Annotated in this window: 19 protein-coding genes, 1 tRNA gene and 2 rRNA genes; 2 read left to right on the top strand and 20 right to left on the bottom strand. The window is 32.9% G+C overall.

The annotated features are described in order from the left end of the window. Positions 1-71 precede the first annotated feature (71 nt). Positions 72-866, bottom strand: a complete 795-nt coding sequence (locus MBVG596_RS01315) for an alpha/beta fold hydrolase (RefSeq protein WP_096385948.1) — start codon at positions 864-866, stop codon at positions 72-74. A gap of 180 nt (positions 867-1,046) precedes the next feature. Then, positions 1,047-1,121, bottom strand: a tRNA-Trp gene (locus MBVG596_RS01310). 72 nt (positions 1,122-1,193) lie between these two features. On the opposite strand from MBVG596_RS01310, the gene MBVG596_RS01305 reads away from it, so the two are divergent. Further along, on the top strand, positions 1,194-1,802 hold the full coding sequence (locus MBVG596_RS01305; protein ID WP_148664007.1) for a hypothetical protein: 609 nt from the start codon (positions 1,194-1,196) through the stop codon (positions 1,800-1,802). 393 nt (positions 1,803-2,195) lie between these two features. On the opposite strand, the gene MBVG596_RS01300 is transcribed toward MBVG596_RS01305, so the two are convergent. Together MBVG596_RS01300 and MBVG596_RS01295 are read right to left on the bottom strand one after the other, a co-directional pair. Further along, positions 2,196-3,980: a hypothetical protein gene (locus MBVG596_RS01300; RefSeq protein WP_096385938.1), complete on the bottom strand. Its 1,785-nt coding sequence runs from the start codon at positions 3,978-3,980 to the stop codon at positions 2,196-2,198. A 32-nt stretch (positions 3,981-4,012) separates the two neighbouring features. After that, positions 4,013-5,704, bottom strand: a complete 1,692-nt coding sequence (locus tag MBVG596_RS01295) for a hypothetical protein (RefSeq protein ID WP_096385933.1) — start codon at positions 5,702-5,704, stop codon at positions 4,013-4,015. A 367-nt stretch (positions 5,705-6,071) separates the two neighbouring features. Here MBVG596_RS01295 and MBVG596_RS01290 point away from each other — a divergent pair, with 367 nt between their 5' ends. Then, positions 6,072-7,724, top strand: a complete 1,653-nt coding sequence (locus tag MBVG596_RS01290; RefSeq protein WP_096385929.1) for an IS1634 family transposase — start codon at positions 6,072-6,074, stop codon at positions 7,722-7,724. Between the two features lie 254 nt (positions 7,725-7,978). On the opposite strand, the gene MBVG596_RS01285 is transcribed toward MBVG596_RS01290, so the two are convergent. From MBVG596_RS01285 to rpsC, 16 genes are all read right to left on the bottom strand, one after another. Next, positions 7,979-10,861 (bottom strand): 23S ribosomal RNA (locus MBVG596_RS01285). Positions 10,862-11,168: 307 nt separating this feature from the next. Further along, positions 11,169-12,683: ribosomal RNA gene (locus tag MBVG596_RS01280) — 16S ribosomal RNA — on the bottom strand. The 16S and 23S rRNA genes sit together here, the layout of an rRNA operon. A 406-nt stretch (positions 12,684-13,089) precedes the next feature. Next, on the bottom strand, positions 13,090-14,154 hold the full coding sequence (locus MBVG596_RS01275) for an IS30 family transposase (RefSeq protein ID WP_225247185.1): 1,065 nt from the start codon (positions 14,152-14,154) through the stop codon (positions 13,090-13,092). Between the two features lie 474 nt (positions 14,155-14,628). Continuing rightward, positions 14,629-15,063, bottom strand: a complete 435-nt coding sequence (rplO, locus tag MBVG596_RS01270; RefSeq protein WP_004421699.1) for a 50S ribosomal protein L15 — start codon at positions 15,061-15,063, stop codon at positions 14,629-14,631. Between the two features lie 86 nt (positions 15,064-15,149). Further along, positions 15,150-15,764, bottom strand: coding sequence for a 30S ribosomal protein S5 (rpsE, locus tag MBVG596_RS01265; protein WP_096385925.1), 615 nt, complete (start codon positions 15,762-15,764; stop codon positions 15,150-15,152). Continuing rightward, on the bottom strand, positions 15,764-16,120 hold the full coding sequence (rplR, locus tag MBVG596_RS01260; protein ID WP_096385920.1) for a 50S ribosomal protein L18: 357 nt from the start codon (positions 16,118-16,120) through the stop codon (positions 15,764-15,766). Before rplR ends, rpsE begins: the two co-directional genes overlap by 1 nt. A gap of 18 nt (positions 16,121-16,138) precedes the next feature. Next, positions 16,139-16,678: a 50S ribosomal protein L6 gene (gene rplF, locus MBVG596_RS01255; RefSeq protein ID WP_096385916.1), complete on the bottom strand. Its 540-nt coding sequence runs from the start codon at positions 16,676-16,678 to the stop codon at positions 16,139-16,141. A gap of 9 nt (positions 16,679-16,687) precedes the next feature. Further along, positions 16,688-17,083 carry a 30S ribosomal protein S8 gene (rpsH, locus tag MBVG596_RS01250; RefSeq protein WP_096385911.1) on the bottom strand — a complete coding sequence of 132 codons (396 nt, stop codon included), beginning with the start codon at positions 17,081-17,083 and terminating at the stop codon, positions 16,688-16,690. Between the two features lie 2 nt (positions 17,084-17,085). Next, complete coding sequence (locus tag MBVG596_RS01245; protein WP_004421689.1) at positions 17,086-17,271, bottom strand: type Z 30S ribosomal protein S14; 186 nt, start codon at positions 17,269-17,271, stop codon at positions 17,086-17,088. 2 nt (positions 17,272-17,273) lie between these two features. After that, positions 17,274-17,819 carry a 50S ribosomal protein L5 gene (rplE, locus tag MBVG596_RS01240; protein WP_096385906.1) on the bottom strand — a complete coding sequence of 182 codons (546 nt, stop codon included), beginning with the start codon at positions 17,817-17,819 and terminating at the stop codon, positions 17,274-17,276. A 2-nt stretch (positions 17,820-17,821) separates the two neighbouring features. Beyond that, positions 17,822-18,139 carry a 50S ribosomal protein L24 gene (gene rplX / locus MBVG596_RS01235; RefSeq protein WP_004421687.1) on the bottom strand — a complete coding sequence of 106 codons (318 nt, stop codon included), beginning with the start codon at positions 18,137-18,139 and terminating at the stop codon, positions 17,822-17,824. A gap of 16 nt (positions 18,140-18,155) precedes the next feature. Continuing rightward, positions 18,156-18,524, bottom strand: a complete 369-nt coding sequence (gene rplN / locus MBVG596_RS01230; RefSeq protein ID WP_096385902.1) for a 50S ribosomal protein L14 — start codon at positions 18,522-18,524, stop codon at positions 18,156-18,158. Continuing rightward, positions 18,524-18,790, bottom strand: coding sequence for a 30S ribosomal protein S17 (rpsQ, locus tag MBVG596_RS01225; protein WP_004421685.1), 267 nt, complete (start codon positions 18,788-18,790; stop codon positions 18,524-18,526). Before rpsQ ends, rplN begins: the two co-directional genes overlap by 1 nt. After that, positions 18,790-18,984 carry a 50S ribosomal protein L29 gene (rpmC, locus tag MBVG596_RS01220; protein WP_004421684.1) on the bottom strand — a complete coding sequence of 65 codons (195 nt, stop codon included), beginning with the start codon at positions 18,982-18,984 and terminating at the stop codon, positions 18,790-18,792. The genes rpsQ and rpmC overlap by 1 nt, the downstream gene beginning before the upstream one ends. Beyond that, the gene (rplP, locus tag MBVG596_RS01215; protein ID WP_004421683.1) at positions 18,984-19,415 is read right to left on the bottom strand and encodes a 50S ribosomal protein L16; all 432 of its coding nucleotides are present in this window, start codon (positions 19,413-19,415) and stop codon (positions 18,984-18,986) included. Before rplP ends, rpmC begins: the two co-directional genes overlap by 1 nt. Further along, positions 19,415-20,068 carry a 30S ribosomal protein S3 gene (rpsC, locus tag MBVG596_RS01210; protein WP_004421682.1) on the bottom strand — a complete coding sequence of 218 codons (654 nt, stop codon included), beginning with the start codon at positions 20,066-20,068 and terminating at the stop codon, positions 19,415-19,417. The genes rplP and rpsC overlap by 1 nt, the downstream gene beginning before the upstream one ends. Positions 20,069-20,079 lie beyond the last annotated feature (11 nt).

The following is a 20,079-nucleotide window of genomic DNA, read 5'->3' as shown; positions in this document are numbered from 1 at the left end:
TGTTTTAATGATTAACTTCATTAAGAACAAAGGTTTTTTGTTTTCAATTGAAAAATGAGTTTATTGGTAAATTATTTATCTAAAAATGGTTCCAAAATATCAATAAAAGCTTGTCAGTTTTCTTCAAACATCATATGACCTGTTTTAGGAATATAATGTGTTTCAATATTTTTTACCTGCGAATTAAAATAACGTATACAATTTTCGCGGTCAATCACTGCATCTTTTTCACCTAATATAAGAATAGTTGGAACATTAATTAAGTTTAAGCCTTTTTCAATTTCGTCAATTAACGTTGGATCAGGCAGTGAATAACCTAATTTAACTGTATTTTCATAGTTAAATGCTTTAGGATCAAATAATTCTCTTGTATTTCGCATTCATTTTTCATCATTTGTGAAATGTGAAATATCGTAATATAAACCCTCTAAAAACTTCAAGTATTCTTCAAAATTTTTTGGAAAATATGTGTTGTAAAATACTTCTCTAGTTACCAATGATGATCTATTCATTGGTGCTACATAAACCATTTTTTTAAATAATTCAGGACGCATTTTATAGGCTAACGATATGGTTCCCCCACCCATTGAGTGACCAATTAAAGTAACATTTTTTAATTGATTTTTTTCAATGAATTCTACCAACAATTTTGCAAATTGATACACGCTAACATCGTGTCCATTTACAGGTTCTACTTGATTGTTGCCCGGAAATTGTATTGCATAGTAATTAGATTTTGTTCAATATTGTTCAAAAAATTTAAATCTACCAGCACTTGAGTTAAAACCATGAACAAATATTATGTTTTCGTTTTCATTATTATTGTCTTTAAAAACGAAATCATAGTCATAAATTATTTTTTTCATCTCTCTCCTTGCTTACTAATATTTAATATTCTAATACAAAGATAATTAATTTATATAAATTAGCCAAAATCAATTTAAAAATCAATATATATGGAAAATATTTCTTAAATTTTCGCCTTAAAAATCTCGATAATTTTTATTACTTTTTAAATAAATATTATAAAAAAAGTAATAAAAAAATGGCAGGAGTGACAGGACTCGAACCCATAACACACGGGGTTGAAGCCCGTTGTTCTACCATTGAACTACACTCCTAGTGTTCCATATAATTATAACTAAAAAATAATAAATTTAAAATTTTAAGAATATAATTAACTCATGCACAGTTTGAAACTAATTTATAGCTATAAAAGTAGATCTTTTTTTACATATGAGTTAACTAGTTTATCTATTTATTTAGCATATTTTATAGCTTCAGGTTTTTCGGTCTTTTTGGCTTATATTCCATTTGGGCCTGCATGACTGACTTACTTACCAGTGATATTGGCAATTGCCGTTGTTCATCTGGGATTTAAGGGAGCTTTTGTTAGTGGATTGGGATTTGGTTTTTCTTCTTTTATAGCTTCTATAATTGTTGGTTTAATTTGATTTCAATATGTTGATGTTTCAATTTTGCCTAGATTTTTTGTTGGAATAGGCACCTATCTTGCATATTTATTATTGAGAATGAATAATAAACCTAAATTATGAAAGTTCATAATATTGACTTTAATTGCTACGGAGTTAAATACTTTGTTTGTATTTACTGCATTATATGTTCACTCAAATTTTATTAACACGCTTGCGGGTTTGCCAGGTTTAAAAACTTTTATAGTATTAAATACAATTAACTTGATTTTTGAGCCTATTGCTAATGTTTTAATTGGTTTAGCAGTTTATATTCCATTAATAAATTTTAGAAATACATATCAATACAAAAAAACAATCACTTGATAATTTACTAATTCAATTGTAAAATGAATTAATTTACAAAAATATCTTGCCAGGCACGATATTTATTTTTTTTCATTTGGTTATGTTGGGGGGGTGTATTTAAATTTAATCGAAATTTTGTATAAAATCAAATCGTTATATTCAGAGATTTGATTTTTATTTTCAAAACATTTGACCAATGGCTTAAATGTATGAAATAGCATAAAAAAATAATACATGAGCTATTAGTATTATTTTCTTGTTTTGTTTACATATTTTATTTTTGTGATAAACAAGATTGAAGTATAGTGTAAAAAAAGTGAAAAATACTCAATATTTATTGTTGCTAGTATTGCGCTTCTTTAAATAAAAAAACAACGTAATGTTAACAATTACGTTGTGTGGATTTTTTAATTGTTATTGAATATTTTTAGCTATTAAGTCATCCTCTTTGATGCTGTCTCCCTTATTTACATTGGTATCGAAATTTTGTGTGGCAACGTTGGGATCGTTTGGATTATAGCTGTCTTTTTTACTTTCATAATCCTCTTTGATGTAGATTAAAGGAATTATATAGTTTTTATCATTAGGCATACCAATTATCTTTAAGTCCAATTCAAGCCCATCATTATCACCGGACTTAAATGATATTCCTCATGCATGATAATCATATATTCTACCTAGCCGTTTAAATTGTATTTTATTTGGGTCATAATAATCAAGTGAATCTCGTGCAATAGAACGTTTTGCAAAACTAGGACGTTTTGGATATGTATTTCAATTAATAGTTAAATTATTATATTTTGAATTATATTTTGTTTTATCTAATGTAGGGCGAGCTTTAGTTACATTTTCTTCCCCCTTAATTTCTTCTTCTTTATTATCTAAATACATAAATGATATTATTAATCGACCATTCTTTACTCTTCATTTTCCGTTGCCGATAAGTCTTAATATTTCTTTTTTGAATATTTTATACTTGGTACGGAAATAAACATCTGGCATGATGCGATTTACATTGTGTCCATTTATACTGTAATTCTCAAGGTTTGTCTTAGTTAACCCATCGAAAAAGACTTTATTATGCTTAATAGTAGAATTGTAGAATTCTTCTCAACCATCGGATTTTATAGAATCATTTTCTGCCCTATTATTTATATAGTTAAGGGAATCTTTTATTGTATCAACATATTTTTTAATAATATCTTTAGCTAATTTTAGTTTTTTGCCTTTTTCTTGAATTGAATTATTTTCAAGGTTTTGTTTATACTCTTGTTTGTACTGAGTAACTTGTTTTTCTAGGTGGCCTATTAATTCATTATTTTTTTGTTTTAGGTTTACACTTGTTATTGACTGATTATATAATTTTAAATCTTCAATTTTATCACTTATATCTTTAATTGAATCATTGTATTCTGCTGCCTTTGAATTCTCTTTTTCTTTATTTGATTTAACTTTTAACTCGTCATAAATTTTTTGAGCTTCATTCTTGCCATTTGCATTAATAATTTGCTCTTTTGTTGATGCTTTATCAGCTTCAACTTTTTCTAACTTATCAACTTCACTAATTAATTTTTGTTTGTCAGCATTTAGTTGACTAGCTTCCTTTTCAACTTCCTTGATAGATTCGGAATCAATAGCTTGTTTTAATTTATTCTTTAGATTTTGTTTATCTTTTTCACCTAAATAAGGAAAAGTAGCTTTATTATCTAATTTATTGATTAAATCTTCTTTTTGTGTTTTTAAAGTAGCAAAATCGTTTTTGATTTTGTTATATTTATCTTTGTTGTCTTCGTTTACTAATTTGTTTTTGGTTTCATCAATAAATTTATTAGTAAATAAGTCATTATTCTTTATGTTTTTGTCAAATAAATCTTGTTTTTCTTTATTTTTGTTTGTTAATTCTTCAACTATTTTGTTTATTTGCTCTTTGTTTGCGTTTGTTGTATTTTTTATTTGATTGATTTTTTGTGTTTTTTCGTTATTGCTAATAAAGTCAAGATCTTTAATTTTTGATTCAGCTTCTAGTTTTTCTGATTCTAAAACATCGCCTTTGGCTTTAGCAACAATTGATCTAATGCCCGCTTCGTCATCTTTTTTGTTTATTTCGTCAATCAATTGCTCTTTATTATTAATATTTAATTTATTAATTTCATTAATTGCATTTTGTTTAGATTTTTCTAATTGCGCTTTATTTTGCACATTTTGAACATCCGCTTGACTTTGTGCTTTTGTTAATAAATCTTTAAGTTCTGTTTTTTATTTTCAGGAATTTTGTTTTCAGAATTATTAATAAATTCTTTAACTTTTGTCTTAGAATTATTAATATGTTTTATTTCTTCTTTGAATGAATTTGCCTCATTTAGGTTTTTTGATTTGATATTATTATCTAATTGATTTTTATATTCATGACTAAAGTCAAAAGTATTGATTTCTGCAATCAATTTGGCTTTTTCATCATTAATTTTTGAGTATTCTTCTTTAATTTTTTCTAAGTTAGATTCGTTAGATTCATTGATTTTACTAATCAATTCGTTAATTTCATCTTTAGAAAGATTTGACAATGTTCTTACAAACTTTTTATATTGTTCTTTTTTATTAGCTAGATTTATTTCATCACGAATATTCGCTAATTCTTGCGGAGTATTAGCTAAAGTTATTTTTACTGAAAAGTGCTCAATTTGTTCTTCGTTAAGATTATTTGCTACCTCTAAAACTTTAGTTATTATGCTTTTCATTTTATCTAATGAAGCAACTTTATTATTTTCATTATTTAATTTTAATTGTCAAATATGTTTAAGACCTTTGTCGTATTCTGCATCCTTAATTTTTATTTCTAAATCTTTTATTGATTCATTTGTTGTGTTGTAATTATCAAATTCTTTTGATAATTCATCAAAATCAGTGCTATTTGCGATTTTTTGTTTAGATTTATTAATTTTTGTTTCTAATTCATTTAATTTTTTGTCAATATTATTTGAAATAACTTCTAATTTTGTTTTACCATTTTTTAGTGCTTGCTCTGATTTTGAAATAATATCTTTAAGTTGTTCATTTGCTGCTAAAACAGACTCGTTCAAGCCTTCTTCTGATTCAACAATTTTTACTGTGCTACTTGCTTTGGTTATGTTTTTTTCTAAATCAGCAATGAAATCTTCAATCTCTTTAATATTGTTGCCAAGATTTGCAGATTTGTTGATTTTGTCATTTAACTCATTAATTACATTGTTAATTGCTTGTAAATATTTATTGTTTTTTTGTTCTTCATTAACGTTTTTTAATTCCTCAATTAGTTTTTTAACTTCTTCAATTGCTTGTTTTAGTTCTTCATTTAAAGTTGATAAATTGTCAACGTGTGATTGAGAATTTTGAACTTTTTGTTTAGAATTCTCGACTTTTTTAATTGCTGTTTCTAATTTAATGTCAGCTGCTTGAAGTCTTGGCTTGTCAATTTCATAGATTTCTTTTAATTGTTTTTTGGCTTTATCTGAAGTTTCCATTGCTTCATCGTACATAGTATCAAATGCAGATTTATTTTGCTCATAACGCAATTTAGAATTTTTAATTTTAGCTTTTAATTCGCTAATTGAATTTTTAAAATTATCAATTTCATTATTGATTTTATCGTTAGTTTCGTATTCTTCTTTGTCATATTCATTGAATTTTCGATTGAATTGTGCTAATTTTTGTTCAGCTTCATCAATAGCATTTTTTAATGAATAAACAGAACCTTTATTTTGGTCAAGTTTATCACCGGTGTTATTAACATGAATTATTTGCTCTTTTATCTCATCATTAATTTTTTTAACTTCTCTTGGGTGCAAATGATTTTTTTGAATAATAATTGCAGAAGTAGCGCCAACTGCGCTACCGCTTGCGATAAGAACTGCGCAATTAAACAGTCTCCGCTTTGTAGATTTACTCATAACTTACTCCTTATTGGTTTATAAATATATGAAAAAGAATTTTTTATCTATTATTTAGTTAATCTCTTACATTTTACCTTTGCGCAAAAAAAAAAAAAAAAATAGCCCGCAAGCTATAAATTTTCTGGTATTTTATGAAAATACCATATTTTTTGCGTGCAAACTAATAAAATAATTTTTTAGTCGCAGTGTTTGTAATAAAAACGAATAAGTTTTGCAGAAATTAGTTTCCTGCGTTTCCCAGTTTTAAGCGATAAATTAATCTAATTTAACTATTTTTTTCACTCCATACTATATATAGTATGGAATTTTTCATATTTTTTAATTTTATAATTGCATTTAATTACATTTATGATATAATAAGAATATGGAAAAACAAGATTTGATGCTATTTAATGTTCATGGAAATAAAAAGGGCGTTTTATATAAATATGTTGGCTGGTCAAACGGATTCAATAAAAATCCAACAAGATGGTTTAGTTTAGGAAATGTAGAAAAACTACTTGAAATTAACGAAAACGCAATCGAGATAATAAAAAACAAACTTAAAAACTTCACTAGACAGGATAATCCAGATAAAGTTAAACATGCGCTTCTACACTCGATTGAAAAAGAAAAAATCCAACATACAAGTATTTGCGTTGGCAATGAATTAATAAGTGAATTTATTGAAAAACACAACATATTTAAACAATTAAAACCCACAAGACATAAAAATATGAATGAAATATTTAATTTCTTAGTGGCTAAAAGAATTATTAATCCTACAAGTATATACAACTCATTTAATGATTCAGATGAATATTCAACAAATATCTTTTCTTCTAAGAATAGCTTTTATAGACTTTTAGACATTGTTCACGAAAACAAAGACCAATTGCTTTTTTCAATAAATAAATTAGTTGAATCGGAAACAAAAAGTAAATTAGATGAAATCTATTTTGATTCATCTACAGTGTATTTTGAAAGTTTTAGCCGCGAAGGACTTAGGGTTCCTGGGTATTCTAAAGATGCCAAATTCAAAGAAGATCAGATTGTGATTGGTCTTGCGTGCGACAAAAATGGTATTCCTATTTACATGAAAGTTTTCAAGGGAAACACAGGTGATTCAAGAACAATGATTCCATTTATACTGGAACTTGAAACTAAATTTGGCATAAAAAATATAACAATTATTGCTGATAGAGGGATGAGTACAAATGCAAATATCCGTTTTTTAGAACAAAGAGGACACAATTTTATAATCTCATATAGAGCAAAATCTGGTAGTCAGAATTTTAAAAATTGGATTTTAGATCGCGAAGGATACATTGGAGATTCTGAATTTAGATACAAAGAAACAGAATATGAATCTAATTGAAAAAATACAAGATTTAATGGTAAATTAAGAAGAAGAATTGTAACTTATTCAAAAACAAGAGCAAAAAAAGATAGAGAAGATCGCGGAATTTTGATTGATAATTTCCGTAAAAAACAAGACAAAAGCGGTTATGTTGATTCAACAAAAATGTTGGGTACAAAAAAATGCAAATTCTTTAAACAAATATCTAAGTTTAAATTTGAATTAGACTTTGAAAAAGTCACAAAAGATTCTGAATTTGATGGTATCTATGTTTATGAAACAAATATTTCAAATATTTCTGCTGAAAAAATCATTGAAAAGTACGCGAACCAATGAAAAATTGAAACAAATTTTAGAGCATTAAAAAGTTTTTTACAAATTAGACCGGTTTATGTGAGACTAGACGAACACATAATAGCACACTCAATATTATGTTTTATATCACTTGTTTTATTAAAACTTATTACTTATAAGATAAACAAGTTTTATGAGGATTATGGTGTAATTGACCATTTATCTGAACAAAAACTTATTAATATATTATCCAAACTAAGAGAAAGAGTTGATATCAACTCAAAAACAAAAGAAATCATTAAAAGACAAAGAGAAGATTCGAAAACAATAAAAGATATTTGAAGCGAATATGATCTTATTAAAAAAATTGTAATTAAAAAATAGCATAAAAATAACGAAAAGCACTATAAATAAGGCTTATTCGTTATTTTTATTATTTGAAACTGGGAAACTCGGGTAAGTATAAAAGTATAATAAAATATATTTTTTTATAAAAAAATATAAGGCTTAAAAACCCTTATATTTTGGTGTCAACTGGGAAACGTGGGAAAAAAGCAATAAAAAACTGCCTAAGCAGCGTGTTCTCTGAAAACTGAATAGTAATTTTTAAATTCATTGAAATGTATTAAATACACATTACTTTTAAACCTATCGATTTATTAGTACTGGTCAGCTCAACATGTCGCCATGCTTACACATCCAGCCTATCAACCTTGTAGTCTTCAAGGAATCTCAAGGGAATACTAATCTCTGAGGAGGCTTCCCACTTAGATGCTTTCAGCGGTTATCCTTTCCGTACTTAGCTACCCAGCTATGCTCCTGGCGGAACAACTGGAACACCAGCGGTACGTCCGTTTCGGTCCTCTCGTACTAAAAACGGCTCTCATCAATATTCCAACGCCCACATCAGATAGGGACCGAACTGTCTCACGACGTTCTGAACCCAGCTCGCGTACCGCTTTAATGGGCGAACAGCCCAACCCTTGGAACCGACTCCAGCTCCAGGATGCGATGAGCCGACATCGAGGTGCCAAACCTTGCCGTCGATGTGATCTCTTGGGCAAGATAAGCCTGTTATCCCCAGGGTAACTTTTATCCGTTGAGCGACTGCCATTCCACAATGTACAGCCGGATCACTAAGTCCTGCTTTCGCACCTGCTCGACTTGTAAGTCTCACAGTCAAGCACACTTCTACCTTTGCGCTCTGCATACGGTTTCTGACCGTATTGAGTGTACCTTTGAACGCCTCCGTTACTCTTTAGGAGGCGACCGCCCCAGTCAAACTACCCACCACGCACTGTCCTCCTACCCGATCAGGGTAGCAAGTTAAGAAACTCAATATAACAAGGGTGGTATTTCAAGGTTGACTCCACTAGAACTAGCGTCCTAGCTTCAAAGTCTCCCACCTATCCTACACATGTTAGACCAAATTTCAATACGAAGTTGTAGTAAAGCTCCATGGGGTCTTTTCGTCTTGATGCGGGTACCCAGCGTTTTCACTGGGACCATAATTTCACCGAGTCTAGTGTTGAGACAGTTGAGAGATCATTGCGCCTTTCGTGCAGGTCAGTATTTAGCCGACAAGGAATTTCGCTACCTTAGGACCGTTATAGTTACGGCCGCCGTTCACCCGGGCTTCATTTCAACGCTTCGCATAAGCTAACGCATCCACTTAACCTTCGGGCACTGGGCAGGCTTCACCCCCTATACATCACCTTGCGGTTTAGCAGAGAGCTGTGTTTTTGATAAACAGTTGCCCCTCATAATTTTCTGTGGCTCACTTGCGTGAGCACCCCTTCTTGCGAACTTGCGGGGTCATTTTGCAGAGTTCCTTAACACTAGTTTTCTCGCTCGCCTTAGAATACTCATCTTGGGGACGTGTGTCCGTTCTCGGTACAGGTTTCCATAATATTAAGTTTAGAAGCTTTTCTAGGAAGTATGAAATCAACTAATTCAGCTAAAGCCTATGCGTCATAGCTTCCGGTTAATGAATTGCGCATTTTACTACAATTCCCAGTAACTATTTGCCCCTCAATCCAGTAAGAGGTAAGCCTATCCTTCTCCGTCACTCCATCACTATTATAGAAAGTACAGGAATATTAACCTGTTGTCCATCGACTACGCGTTTCCGCCTCGCCTTAGGTCCTGACTTACCCTGGGTGGACGAACCTTGCCCAGGAAACCTTCCCCAATAGGCGTCGTAGATTCTCACTACGAATCGTTACTCATACCGGCATTCTCACTTCTTAGCGCTCCACCAGTCCTCACGGTCTGACTTCACCGCCCTAAGAACGCTCCTCTAACGTACATAAATGTACCCGTGGCTTCGGTTTCGTGTTTTAGTCCCGTTAAATTGTTGGCGCAGGGTCTCTTGACTAGTGAGCTATTACGCACTCTTTAAAAGATGGCTGCTTCTAAGCCAACTTCCTAGTTGTTTATGAAACCCCACAACCTTTCTCACTTAACACGAATTTGGGACCTTAGCCGACGATCTGGGTTGTTTCCCTCGCGAGCCGGGACGTTAGCACCCCGGTTCCGACTGCATGGCAATCCATAATGGTATTCAGAGTTTGATTATAGTCAGTACCGCTAGGCGCGGCCATTCCACATTCAGTGCTTTACCACCATTACTTAACACCACACGCTAGCCCTAAAGCTATTTCGAGGAGAACCAGCTATCTCCAAGTTCGATTGGAATTTCTCCGCTATTCACAAGTCATCCGGGCACTTTTCAGCGTACTACGGTTCGGCCCTCCACTTGGTGTTATCCAAGCTTCAGCCTGCTCATGAATAGATCACCTGGTTTCGGGTGTATGCCATCATACTTAACGCCCTATTAAGACTCGATTTCTCTACGGCTCCGCTTTTTTCCGCTTAACCTTGCATGATAACATAACTCGCCGGTCCATACTGCAAGATGTACGCCATCACCCTTAAATGGGCTCTGACTAATTGTAAGTAAGTGGTTTCAGAATCTATTTCACTCCCCTCTCGGGGTTCTTTTCACCTTTCCCTCACGGTACTAGTTCACTATCGGTGTCTGGTTAGTATTTAGCCTTACCGGGTGGTCCCGGCGGATTCAGACAGGGTTTCACGTGCCCCGCCCTACTCAGGATACAGTCAAGAGATTTAATGATTTCGCGTACAGGAGTATCACCCTCTATGCTACATTTTCCCAAATGTTTCTGCTATCATTAAATTTTGTAACTCTATATAGACTGTCCTACAACCCCACTTTAAAGTGGTTTGGGCTGTTTCTCATTCGCTCGCCGCTACTAAAGAAATCATTATTTATTTTCTGTTCCTCATGCTACTAAGATGTTTCAGTTCACATGGTGTCTCGCTCGACTTGCTATGTATTCACAAGAAGGCAACTAGGCATTACCCTAGTTAGGTTTCCCCATTCGGAAATCCCCGTTTCGTAGCTTATATCCAGCTCCACGAGGCTTATCGCAGGTAATCACGTCCTTCATCGACTTCCAGACCCAAGGCATCCACCACAAACTCTTACTTATTTAAAAGTATGTCCTTAATTTATTAAATTAAGATTTCCTATTGTTATGATGTGTATTTTAAGACATTTCAATGAATCATATTATTAATATGATTACTCGATGAATCAATACGAATAAACCAAATTTATTCATTTTTTGATGTCGTTGTAATATTTTAAAATATTTACTATTCAGTTTTCAAAGAACAATTGAGAGAATTGTTCTCTCAAAACTAGATATACACTTGGGACCTAACCAAGCCATGACGATAAATAATAATAGTAGGTCTGAAAAATAAGGTTAATGCTAATTAAATTAGCTTTGTACTCCGTAGAAAGGAGGTAATCCATCCCCACGTTCTCGTAGGGATACCTTGTTACGACTTAACCCCAGTCGCCAGTCCTGCCTTAGGCAGTTTGTTAATAAACCGACTTCGGGCATTACCAGCTCCCATGGTTTGACGGGCGGTGTGTACAAGACCCGAGAACGTATTCACCGTAGCGTAGCTGATCTACGATTACTAGCGATTCCGACTTCATGGAGTCGAGTTGCAGACTCCAATCCGAACTGAGACCGGCTTTTTGTGGTTTGCTCACTGTCACCAGGTTGCTTCACTTTGTACCGGCCATTGTAGCACGTGTGTGGCCCCACTCGTAAGAGGCATGATGATTTGACGTCGTCCCCACCTTCCTCCCGATTACTCGGGCAGTCTCCCTAGAGTGCTCAACTGAATGTTAGTAACTAAGGATAAGGGTTGCGCTCGTTGCAGGACTTAACCGAACATCTCACGACACGAGCTGACGACAACCATGCACCATCTGTCATTCTGTTAACCTCCACTATATCTCTATAGCTTTGCAGAAGATGTCAAGAGTGGGTAAGGTTCTACGCGTATCTTCAAATTAAACCACATGCTCCACCGCTTGTGCGGGTCCCCGTCAATTCCTTTAAGTTTTATTCTTGCGAACGTACTACTCAGGCGGATCATTTAATGCGTTAGCTGCGCCGATGAGTTCCCCATCAGCTAATGATCAACGTTTAGGGCGTGGACTACCAGGGTATCTAATCCTGTTTGCTCCCCACGCTTTCGTCTCTCAGTGTCAGTGTATGTCCAGTTAGCTGCCTTCGCCATGTTGGTGTTCTTCCTTATATCTACGCATTTCACCGCTTCACAAGGAATTCCGCTAACCTCTACATAACTCTAGTTTGCCAGTATCCAACGCGGTTTGGGGTTGAGCCCCAAAATTTAACGCCAGACTTAACAAACAACCTACAGACGCTTTACGCCCAATAATTCCGGATAACGCTTGCAACCTATGTATTACCGCGGCTGCTGGCACATAGTTAGCCGTTGCTTTCTAATAAGGTACATTCAATATAGTGGCATTTCCTACACTATTTTTTATTCCCTTACCACAGCAGTTTACAACCCATAGGGCCTTCATCCTGCACGCTGTGTCGCTCCATCAGACTTTCGTCCATTGTGGAATATTCCCTACTGCTGCCTCCCGTAGGAGTCTGGGCCGTATCTCAGTCCCAGTGTGGCGGATCAGTCTCTCAACCCCGCTAAACATCATCGCCTTGGTGGGCCGTTACCTCACCAACTAGCTAATGTTGCGCACCCCGCTCCCCCAGCGACGCTTTAAGGCGTCTTTTCCGTAAATGCCATGCGGCATCTACGAGTATTTGGAATTATCGGTTGTTTCCAACCGCTATGCCAAACTGAAGGGTACGTTGAGTACGTGTTACTCACCCATTCGCCGCTAAGTGATAAATCACTTCGCTCGACATGCATGTATTAGGCACACAGCCAGCGTTCATCCTGAGCCAGGATCAAACTCTCGAAAAAATTGACTTCGTCATGTTTATATATCTAGTTTTCAAAGAACAATTGCAACCGTCATTAGCAAAGTTGCTTAATAATAATACCACTATTTTATAGATAACAAAACATTTTTTTATTTTTTGTTTTAATCTTTAAAATCGCTTTAAATTATTTTTGGCGGTTGATATTAATATACATTATTTATCTTTTTAACAAAGAAAAAAATCAATATTTTTTTGTTATAAATTCTTAAAGTAAAATGCTTCACTTTTGTAAGTACTGTTAAAATGATAACAAATTTAAGATTTGAGTTTAAATAAGAGCCAAAAATCAATTTAAAAAAATAGAAAAATATAATTAAGCCAATAATATGCCTAATATTTTTCTATTAATTTGGTAATAATAAGAAAAAAATCAATGAACTTTTGTGTTATTTTTCCAATAGTAGATTTATATTTTGTGATTGGTTATGTATTATGAATGCAGAAGTTATTGATGAATTGCCGCCAATTTTTCGAGCATAAGAATTGATAAAATTGAATATGTTTTTTGTGTCATATTCTAAGTATTTATCTATTGATTTGCCTTTTGGAATAAACCTTCGAAGAAGTCTATGACAATTCTCAATACTTCCTTTTTCAGATGAAGAATATGGATGACAATGATAGATTTCACCCACTTCTTTCAATTCATCTATTTTGTAGTTTTCACTACCGTTATCTATGGTTAGTGTGTCAATTTTTAAGTTATTTTCAATGATAATTTTGTATAAATTTTCCTTTACTGATGTTGCATTTCTTTTAGTGAATGTGAAGTAAAACATTCTGGTTTTTCGATTTAACAATGTTAAAATTACATACTTATCAGTTGTTTTACCAACAACAGTGTCCATTTCATAATCATTGTCATTCAATCGTTTATTTATTGACTCAGGACGCAATGTAATTATTTTTCCAATAGATTTCTTTTTAGTATCATGTTTTACAACTTTTAAGTTCTTTCCTTTTCCAATTGACTTGTAAGGTAAAATATCAATTGGAATGTCTTTTATCCCCATAATACTAATGAATCGGTAAAATGAAGACACTGATATTTTCCTCGTTTGTTTGTATTTATTATTGTTATTATTTGTTGTTGAATATTGGTTTAAAATGTTTTGTACTGATTCCTTGACAGCTTTTTGATTTGGGTCTAAATAGTGTCTATTTTTTATGTAATAAGAATTCCTTTGTAAGTAAAATTCTTTAATTTCTTTTCAACGATGTTTTATTTTTTCGTTGTATGGTGTTGTTTTAGACAAGTGCCTATTATCTAATAATTCAATGAATTTAGCAACACTTATTACGCGAATTAGTTTACCTTTAAGTTTTGAAAAACAAAACTGACAAGATTTTTGATATTTACTATACCCATATTTGAATTCAAGTTCGATATCTTTAAATCTTTTTTTAATCGACCTAGATTGAATACCAACAAAATTGCTCGCTTGCTCTATTGTTTTACCCTGTGTTAAGAGCAATAAAATAGACCTCAATTGTAATGGCCCAATATTATTTTTGTTGTACCTTGTTTTTGACCTTGATAAAATGTTTTCCCAGTCGCGTTCTTGAATAATGTAATGAACGAATTCGTTTTTGTAAAATGTTTTATTACCCAATGAATATTTTTGTTTTTTATGAACGCAAAAATCTATTTTTGTTCTATTGTTATAATTCATACTATAATTAATATGCCTTTCGTTTTTCTTGTACTTATTTTATAGTAAAAGGCAGCTAAAATGCACCAGGATTTATTGCTTGGTGCATTTTACTTTAAGAATGAATACAATATTTTTTTGTTTATTTTGTTAAGTATTGCAAATAGTCTGATTTTGTCTTATCGCGTGGGCATATTATTATTAATAAGCAAATAAAAAAATGCCTTTTGCGCATGCTTAAATAAGCGCGAAAAGACAATTATATTATTGGAATTAAAGTGCTTTAAATTCACCGCCAGCTTTTTCAATGGCATCAATTGCACTTTGAGAAGCGGCGTGAACATTAACGTGTAATTTTTTGCTTAATGTACCATTAGCTAGAACTTTAACAGGAAGATTTCTTTTAATTAAATTAGCGGCAGCTAGTGTTTGAATATTTACTGTATCGTTTGCATTAAATCTTTGCTCTAAATCTACTAAGTTAACAACTTGGTATTCAACATGGTTAACATTTGTAAATCCACGTTTACCAATACGACGGAATCAAGGAGTTTGACCCCCTTCAAAACCTGGTCTATGACCGTGACGTTTATTTTGACCTGATTGACCTTTACCAGCTTGCTTACCTTTACCAGCGGCATGACCTCTACCAACACGGTGTTTTTCTTTACGTGATCCAGCAGTAGGTTTTAAGTTTTGTAAATTCATAATTTCTCCTTATATTATTAAATATATAGTCTGAAAAGTACTTTTCAAAATCGAGTTTGAAGTTGCTTAACTAAACAAATATTTAATTATAGTAAGTCTTTTACTTCTTTGCCTCTGATTTCAGCAATTTGCTCAGGTGTACGCATTTGGGTTAAGGCTTTAAGAGTTGCTCTAACAATGTTAGATTTTGAACGTGAACCATAAGTTTTTGAGTATAGATCTGTATAACCAGCAAGTTCTACTACAGCACGAACTGTTGATGAAGCAACAATCCCTGTACCTTTTGCAGCAGGTTTTAGTAAAACTTTAGAAGCTAAGAATTTAGCTTGATTTTCATGTGGAACTGTACCTTTAATAACTGGTAAAGTAATTAAATTGTTTTTTGCGTCTTTAACGGCTTTTTTGATTGAATCTGGAACTTCATTTGCTTTTCCATGTCCAAAGCCAACACGTCCTTTTTTGTCTCCAACTACAACAAATGTTGAGAATGAAAATCTTCTACCACCTTTAACAGTTTTAGAAACTCTCTCGATGGCAATAACTTTTTCACCAAATTCGTTAGCTACTTGTTCTTCTCTTCTTCTTGGTGCTCTACGTTCTTTATTAACTCTTTGAGTAGGTTTTTTAACGTCTTTAACTGGTTTTTCAGCTTTAACAACTTGAGTTGTTGGTGCTACTTGGTCTTGAATTTTTTCTGTCATTAGAATTTAACTCCTTTAGCGTGTTCTCTTACAGATTCAGCAAAAGCTTTAACACGTCCATGGTAAATGTATCCTGAACGGTCAAATACGATTTCAGTAATTTTTAGAGCTTGGATTTTAGCAGCCATTGCTTTACCTGCTTCAGCAGCTGAAGCAATATTACCATGGAATTCACCTTTAACTAATGTCGAAACACTAGCAAGTGTAATACCTTTTGAATCATCAATTAGTTGTGCGTAAAAGTTTTGGTGTGATTTAAATACTGTCAAACGTGGTTTTGTGCTGGTGCCAATAATGTTTTGACGTTCACGCAAGTGTTTACGTTGACGAGCTTGATTTCTTGATAAAATAGCCATATTTTTAACCTTAAACTACTATTTAGCAGCAGTTTTCCCTTCTTTACGACGAATAACTTCATTTTTGTAAGCCACACCTTTACCTGAGTAAGGACTTGGTTTTCTTGTTGCTCTAACTAAAGCAGCAAATTGACCAACGCTTTCTTTTGAAATTGATGATAGAGTAATTTCGGTTGGTTTTGGTAACTCAACTTTAACATCAGCTGGAATGTCTAATAATTCTAAGTGTGATTTACCAACTGCTAATTCTAATTGTTGACCTTTCAAAGTAGCTTTGTAACCAACACCTTTAATTACTAATTCTTTTTTGAAACCTTGTGAAACGCCAATTAACATATTTGAAATTAAGGCGTTTGTAGTTCCGTGTAATTGTTTGGTTGCTTTTAGTTCATTTGCTCTAATTGTGCTAATTTTGTTATCTTCGATTTTAATTGCGATTAGTGGGCTAAAGTTAGCTTCAAGAGTTCCTCATGAACCTGTTGCACTGAATTTTGTACCTTCAAGTGCAACACTAACTCCAACAGGAATTGTTAATATTCTGTTTCCAACACGTGACATATTAACCTCCTATCAAATGTAAGCGATAACTTCACCGCCCACATTTTCCTTACGCGCTTGTTTTTCAGTCATCATCCCTTTTGAAGTAGAGATAATAGCTGTTCCATAGCCTGATAATACTGTTGGCAAGTCTGCAGCTGATGAATAAACTTTTAGACCTGGTTTTGATACACGTTTGAAATCAATGATTGCTCTTTGATTTCCTTTATATTTTAATGATACTTCAAGCATTTTTTCAACGCCTTGGCCTTTGATTGTAACATCTTGAATGTATCCTTCTGTTAAAAGAATGTCTAGGATTTTTGCTTTTTTGTTTGAAAAAGGAATTAGAACTGTTTTGAATTTTCTTTGGTTTGCGTTTTTAATACGCACAATCATGTCTGAAATTGGATCTGTAATAAACATAATTATCAACTCGCTTTCTTGTAGCCTGGAATTTGACCTTCGTGTGCTTTAACACGGAAGCAAATACGGCAAATTTTAAATTTTCTTAAAACAGCGTGTGGACGTCCACATAGTTCGCAACGTGTGTAAGCACGTGTTGAAAATTTGGCATGTTTTTTTTGTTTAACTTTTAATGAAACTTTAGCCATGATTATTTATCTCCTTTAGCAAATTTCATACCAACTAGTTCTAATAATTTTTTAGCTTCAGCATCTGAGTTTGTTGAAGTTATTATTTGTACGTCTAATCCTTTAATTCTTCTAATTTTGTCAAAATCAATCTCTGGGAAGATGATTTCTTCTTTAATTCCTAATGAATAGTTCCCTCTACCGTCAAAGGCTTTAGGATTTGCACCGTGAAAATCACGAATACGAGGCATAGCAATGTGGATTAATTTTTCTAAAAAGTCTCACATTCTGTCTCTACGAAGTGTAACTTTTCCACCCATTGGCATACCTTCTCTTAATTTTCAAGAAGCGTTTGATTTTCTAGCTCTTGTTTGGAAAGGTTTTTGGCTAGAAATTAAGGTTAATTCATGTAAAACTTCTTCAATAGCTTTTGAGTTTGTTACTTCTTTACCGGCTGTCATATTTAAAACAATTTTTTCAATACGAGGCACTTGCATTATTGATTTGAAGTTAAATTCTTTCATTAATGCAGGCACAACTGTTTCTAAGTAATGTTTTTTAATTTGCATAATTAATATTCCTTGTTAGTTTTTTTGATAATTCTTGTTTTTTTGCCGTCTTTAATTGAGTAACCGATTTTTGAAACTACTGGTGCAGAAGTTTTTGTTCCTTTTTTAGCCATAACAGCTACATTTGAAGCATGAATTGGACCTTCTTGTTTTTTAATTGCTCCTTCACCACCACGAGTTGGTTTTTGGTGTTTGGTTTGAACATTTACGTCTTTAATAAATACAGTGTTATTTTTTGCATCAACTTTGATAATACGGCCTTGTTTTCATTTGTGAGAACCTGAAATAACTACTACTTCATCATTAACTTTGAATTTCATATTTTAGATTCCTTTCTTATAAAACTTCTGGCGCAAGAGAAACAATTTTTAAATATCCCTTGTCACGTAATTCACGAGCAACTGGTCCAAAGACACGAGTTCCTCTCATTGATTTATCTTCTTTAATAATTACAACAGCATTGTCATCAAATTTGATGTGTGAACCGTTTGGACGTCTAATACCATAACGAGATCTAACAATAACCGCTTTAACAACTTGACCTTCTTTAACAGCACCATTTGGTAATGCTTTTTTAACTGAACACACAATAATGTCACCAATGTTGGCGGTTTTCTTTCTTGAACCTCCCAACACTCTAATTAAACCTACTTCTTTAGCTCCTGAGTTATCTGCAACTTTTAATTTTGATAATTCAATAACCATTATTCATCACCTCTAGCAGCTTTTTGTCTAATTTCAACTAAACGGAAGTGTTTGGTTTTTGATAATGGACGGGTTTCCATAATTGAAACAATGTCACCAACAGAAGCTAATAGTTTTTCATCGTGAACTGCGAAACGTTTAACAACTCTATAACGTTTTGAATATAAGTTGTGTGAACGGTAGCTTTCTACTTCAACAAAAATAGTTTTGTCACCACGAACTGAAGTAACTTTACCAATAAGGCTTTTACGTGTCGATCTTTCCATTATTTGTCTCCTTGCATTTGACTTAGTGCAGTTAAGCATTTTGCGATGTCTTTTTTAACAGCTTGAATTTTGTGGCTGTGGTCTAGTTGTCCTGTTGCATTTTTAAAACGTAATGTTAATAATTCAGCTTTTAGGTCATTAACAAGTTTTTTAAGTTCGTCAGCTGATTTAGCTTTGATATCTTTATAAAGCATTATTGTTGACCTCCTTGTGAATCTTCTCTAGTAATAATTTTTCATTTTACTGGTAGTTTGTGACCACCTAAACGTAGGGCATCACGAGCAATATCTTCTTTAACACCTGATACTTCAAACATCATTGTGTTAACTTTAACTGGTGTATATCATTTGTCTGGTGAACCTTTCCCTGAACCCATACGAACACCAATTGGTTTAGAAGTTTTTTGGAAGTGAGGGAAAATTCTAATAAAAACTTGACCTTCACGACCCATACGACGAGTAATCGCGATACGAGCTGATTCAATTTGACGTGAGTCAACTCAAGCTGAAGTTACGGCTTGTAAACCGAATTCTCCAAATGATACTTTGTTTCCTTTATGAGCTTTACGTTTATCATGACTTAAAACGAAAGGTTTTCTATATTTGGTTCTTTTTGGTTGTAGCATTATTTTTTACCACCTTCCAAAATTTCACCTTTAGAAATTCAAACCTTAACACCAATTGCACCATATGTTGTACGCGCAGTTGCTTGAGCGTAGTCAACATCTTGACGTAATGTGTGTAGTTTCATTTCTCCACGTGAATAACCTTCAGTACGAGCCATATCAACACCATTTAAACGGCCTGAAACAGCAGTTTTAATACCTTTTGCTCTTGCTTTTAAAGCATCATTAATAATGTATTTTTGTGCAATTCTAAAGCTTTCACGGTTTTCTAATCTAACTGCAATAGCTTCAGCTGCTAAACGTGCATTAAGTTCTGGTTTAGCAATTTGGATAACTTGTAAATTAATATCAAGTGCTTTATCTTTAATAAATTTGTGTAATTGTACATTTAGAGCTTGAATGTTTGCTCCATTTTCACCTAAAATTTTAGCTGGATTAGCAACGTGTAGATAAACTGTTACTTTATTAGCTTGTGTTCTTGAAATTTCCACTTGACCGATTTGGTATTTACGTACTAATTTATCGAAGAATTTGTAAATTTTGTCATCTTGCACAAGTAGTGCGCCATAATTTGCTTTTTCAGCAAATCAAGTTGTTCTACGTTGTTTTGTAACACCGTATCTAAATCCATTTGGATTAACTTTTTGTCCCATATTTGTGCTCC

The organism is Mycoplasmopsis bovigenitalium, from assembly GCF_002356075.1.
Taxonomy (GTDB): domain Bacteria; phylum Bacillota_I; class Bacilli_A; order Mycoplasmatales; family Metamycoplasmataceae; genus Mycoplasmopsis; species Mycoplasmopsis bovigenitalium_A.
Note: the sequence above shows the minus strand (reverse complement) of the source record. Positions and strands in the feature narration are given on the sequence as shown.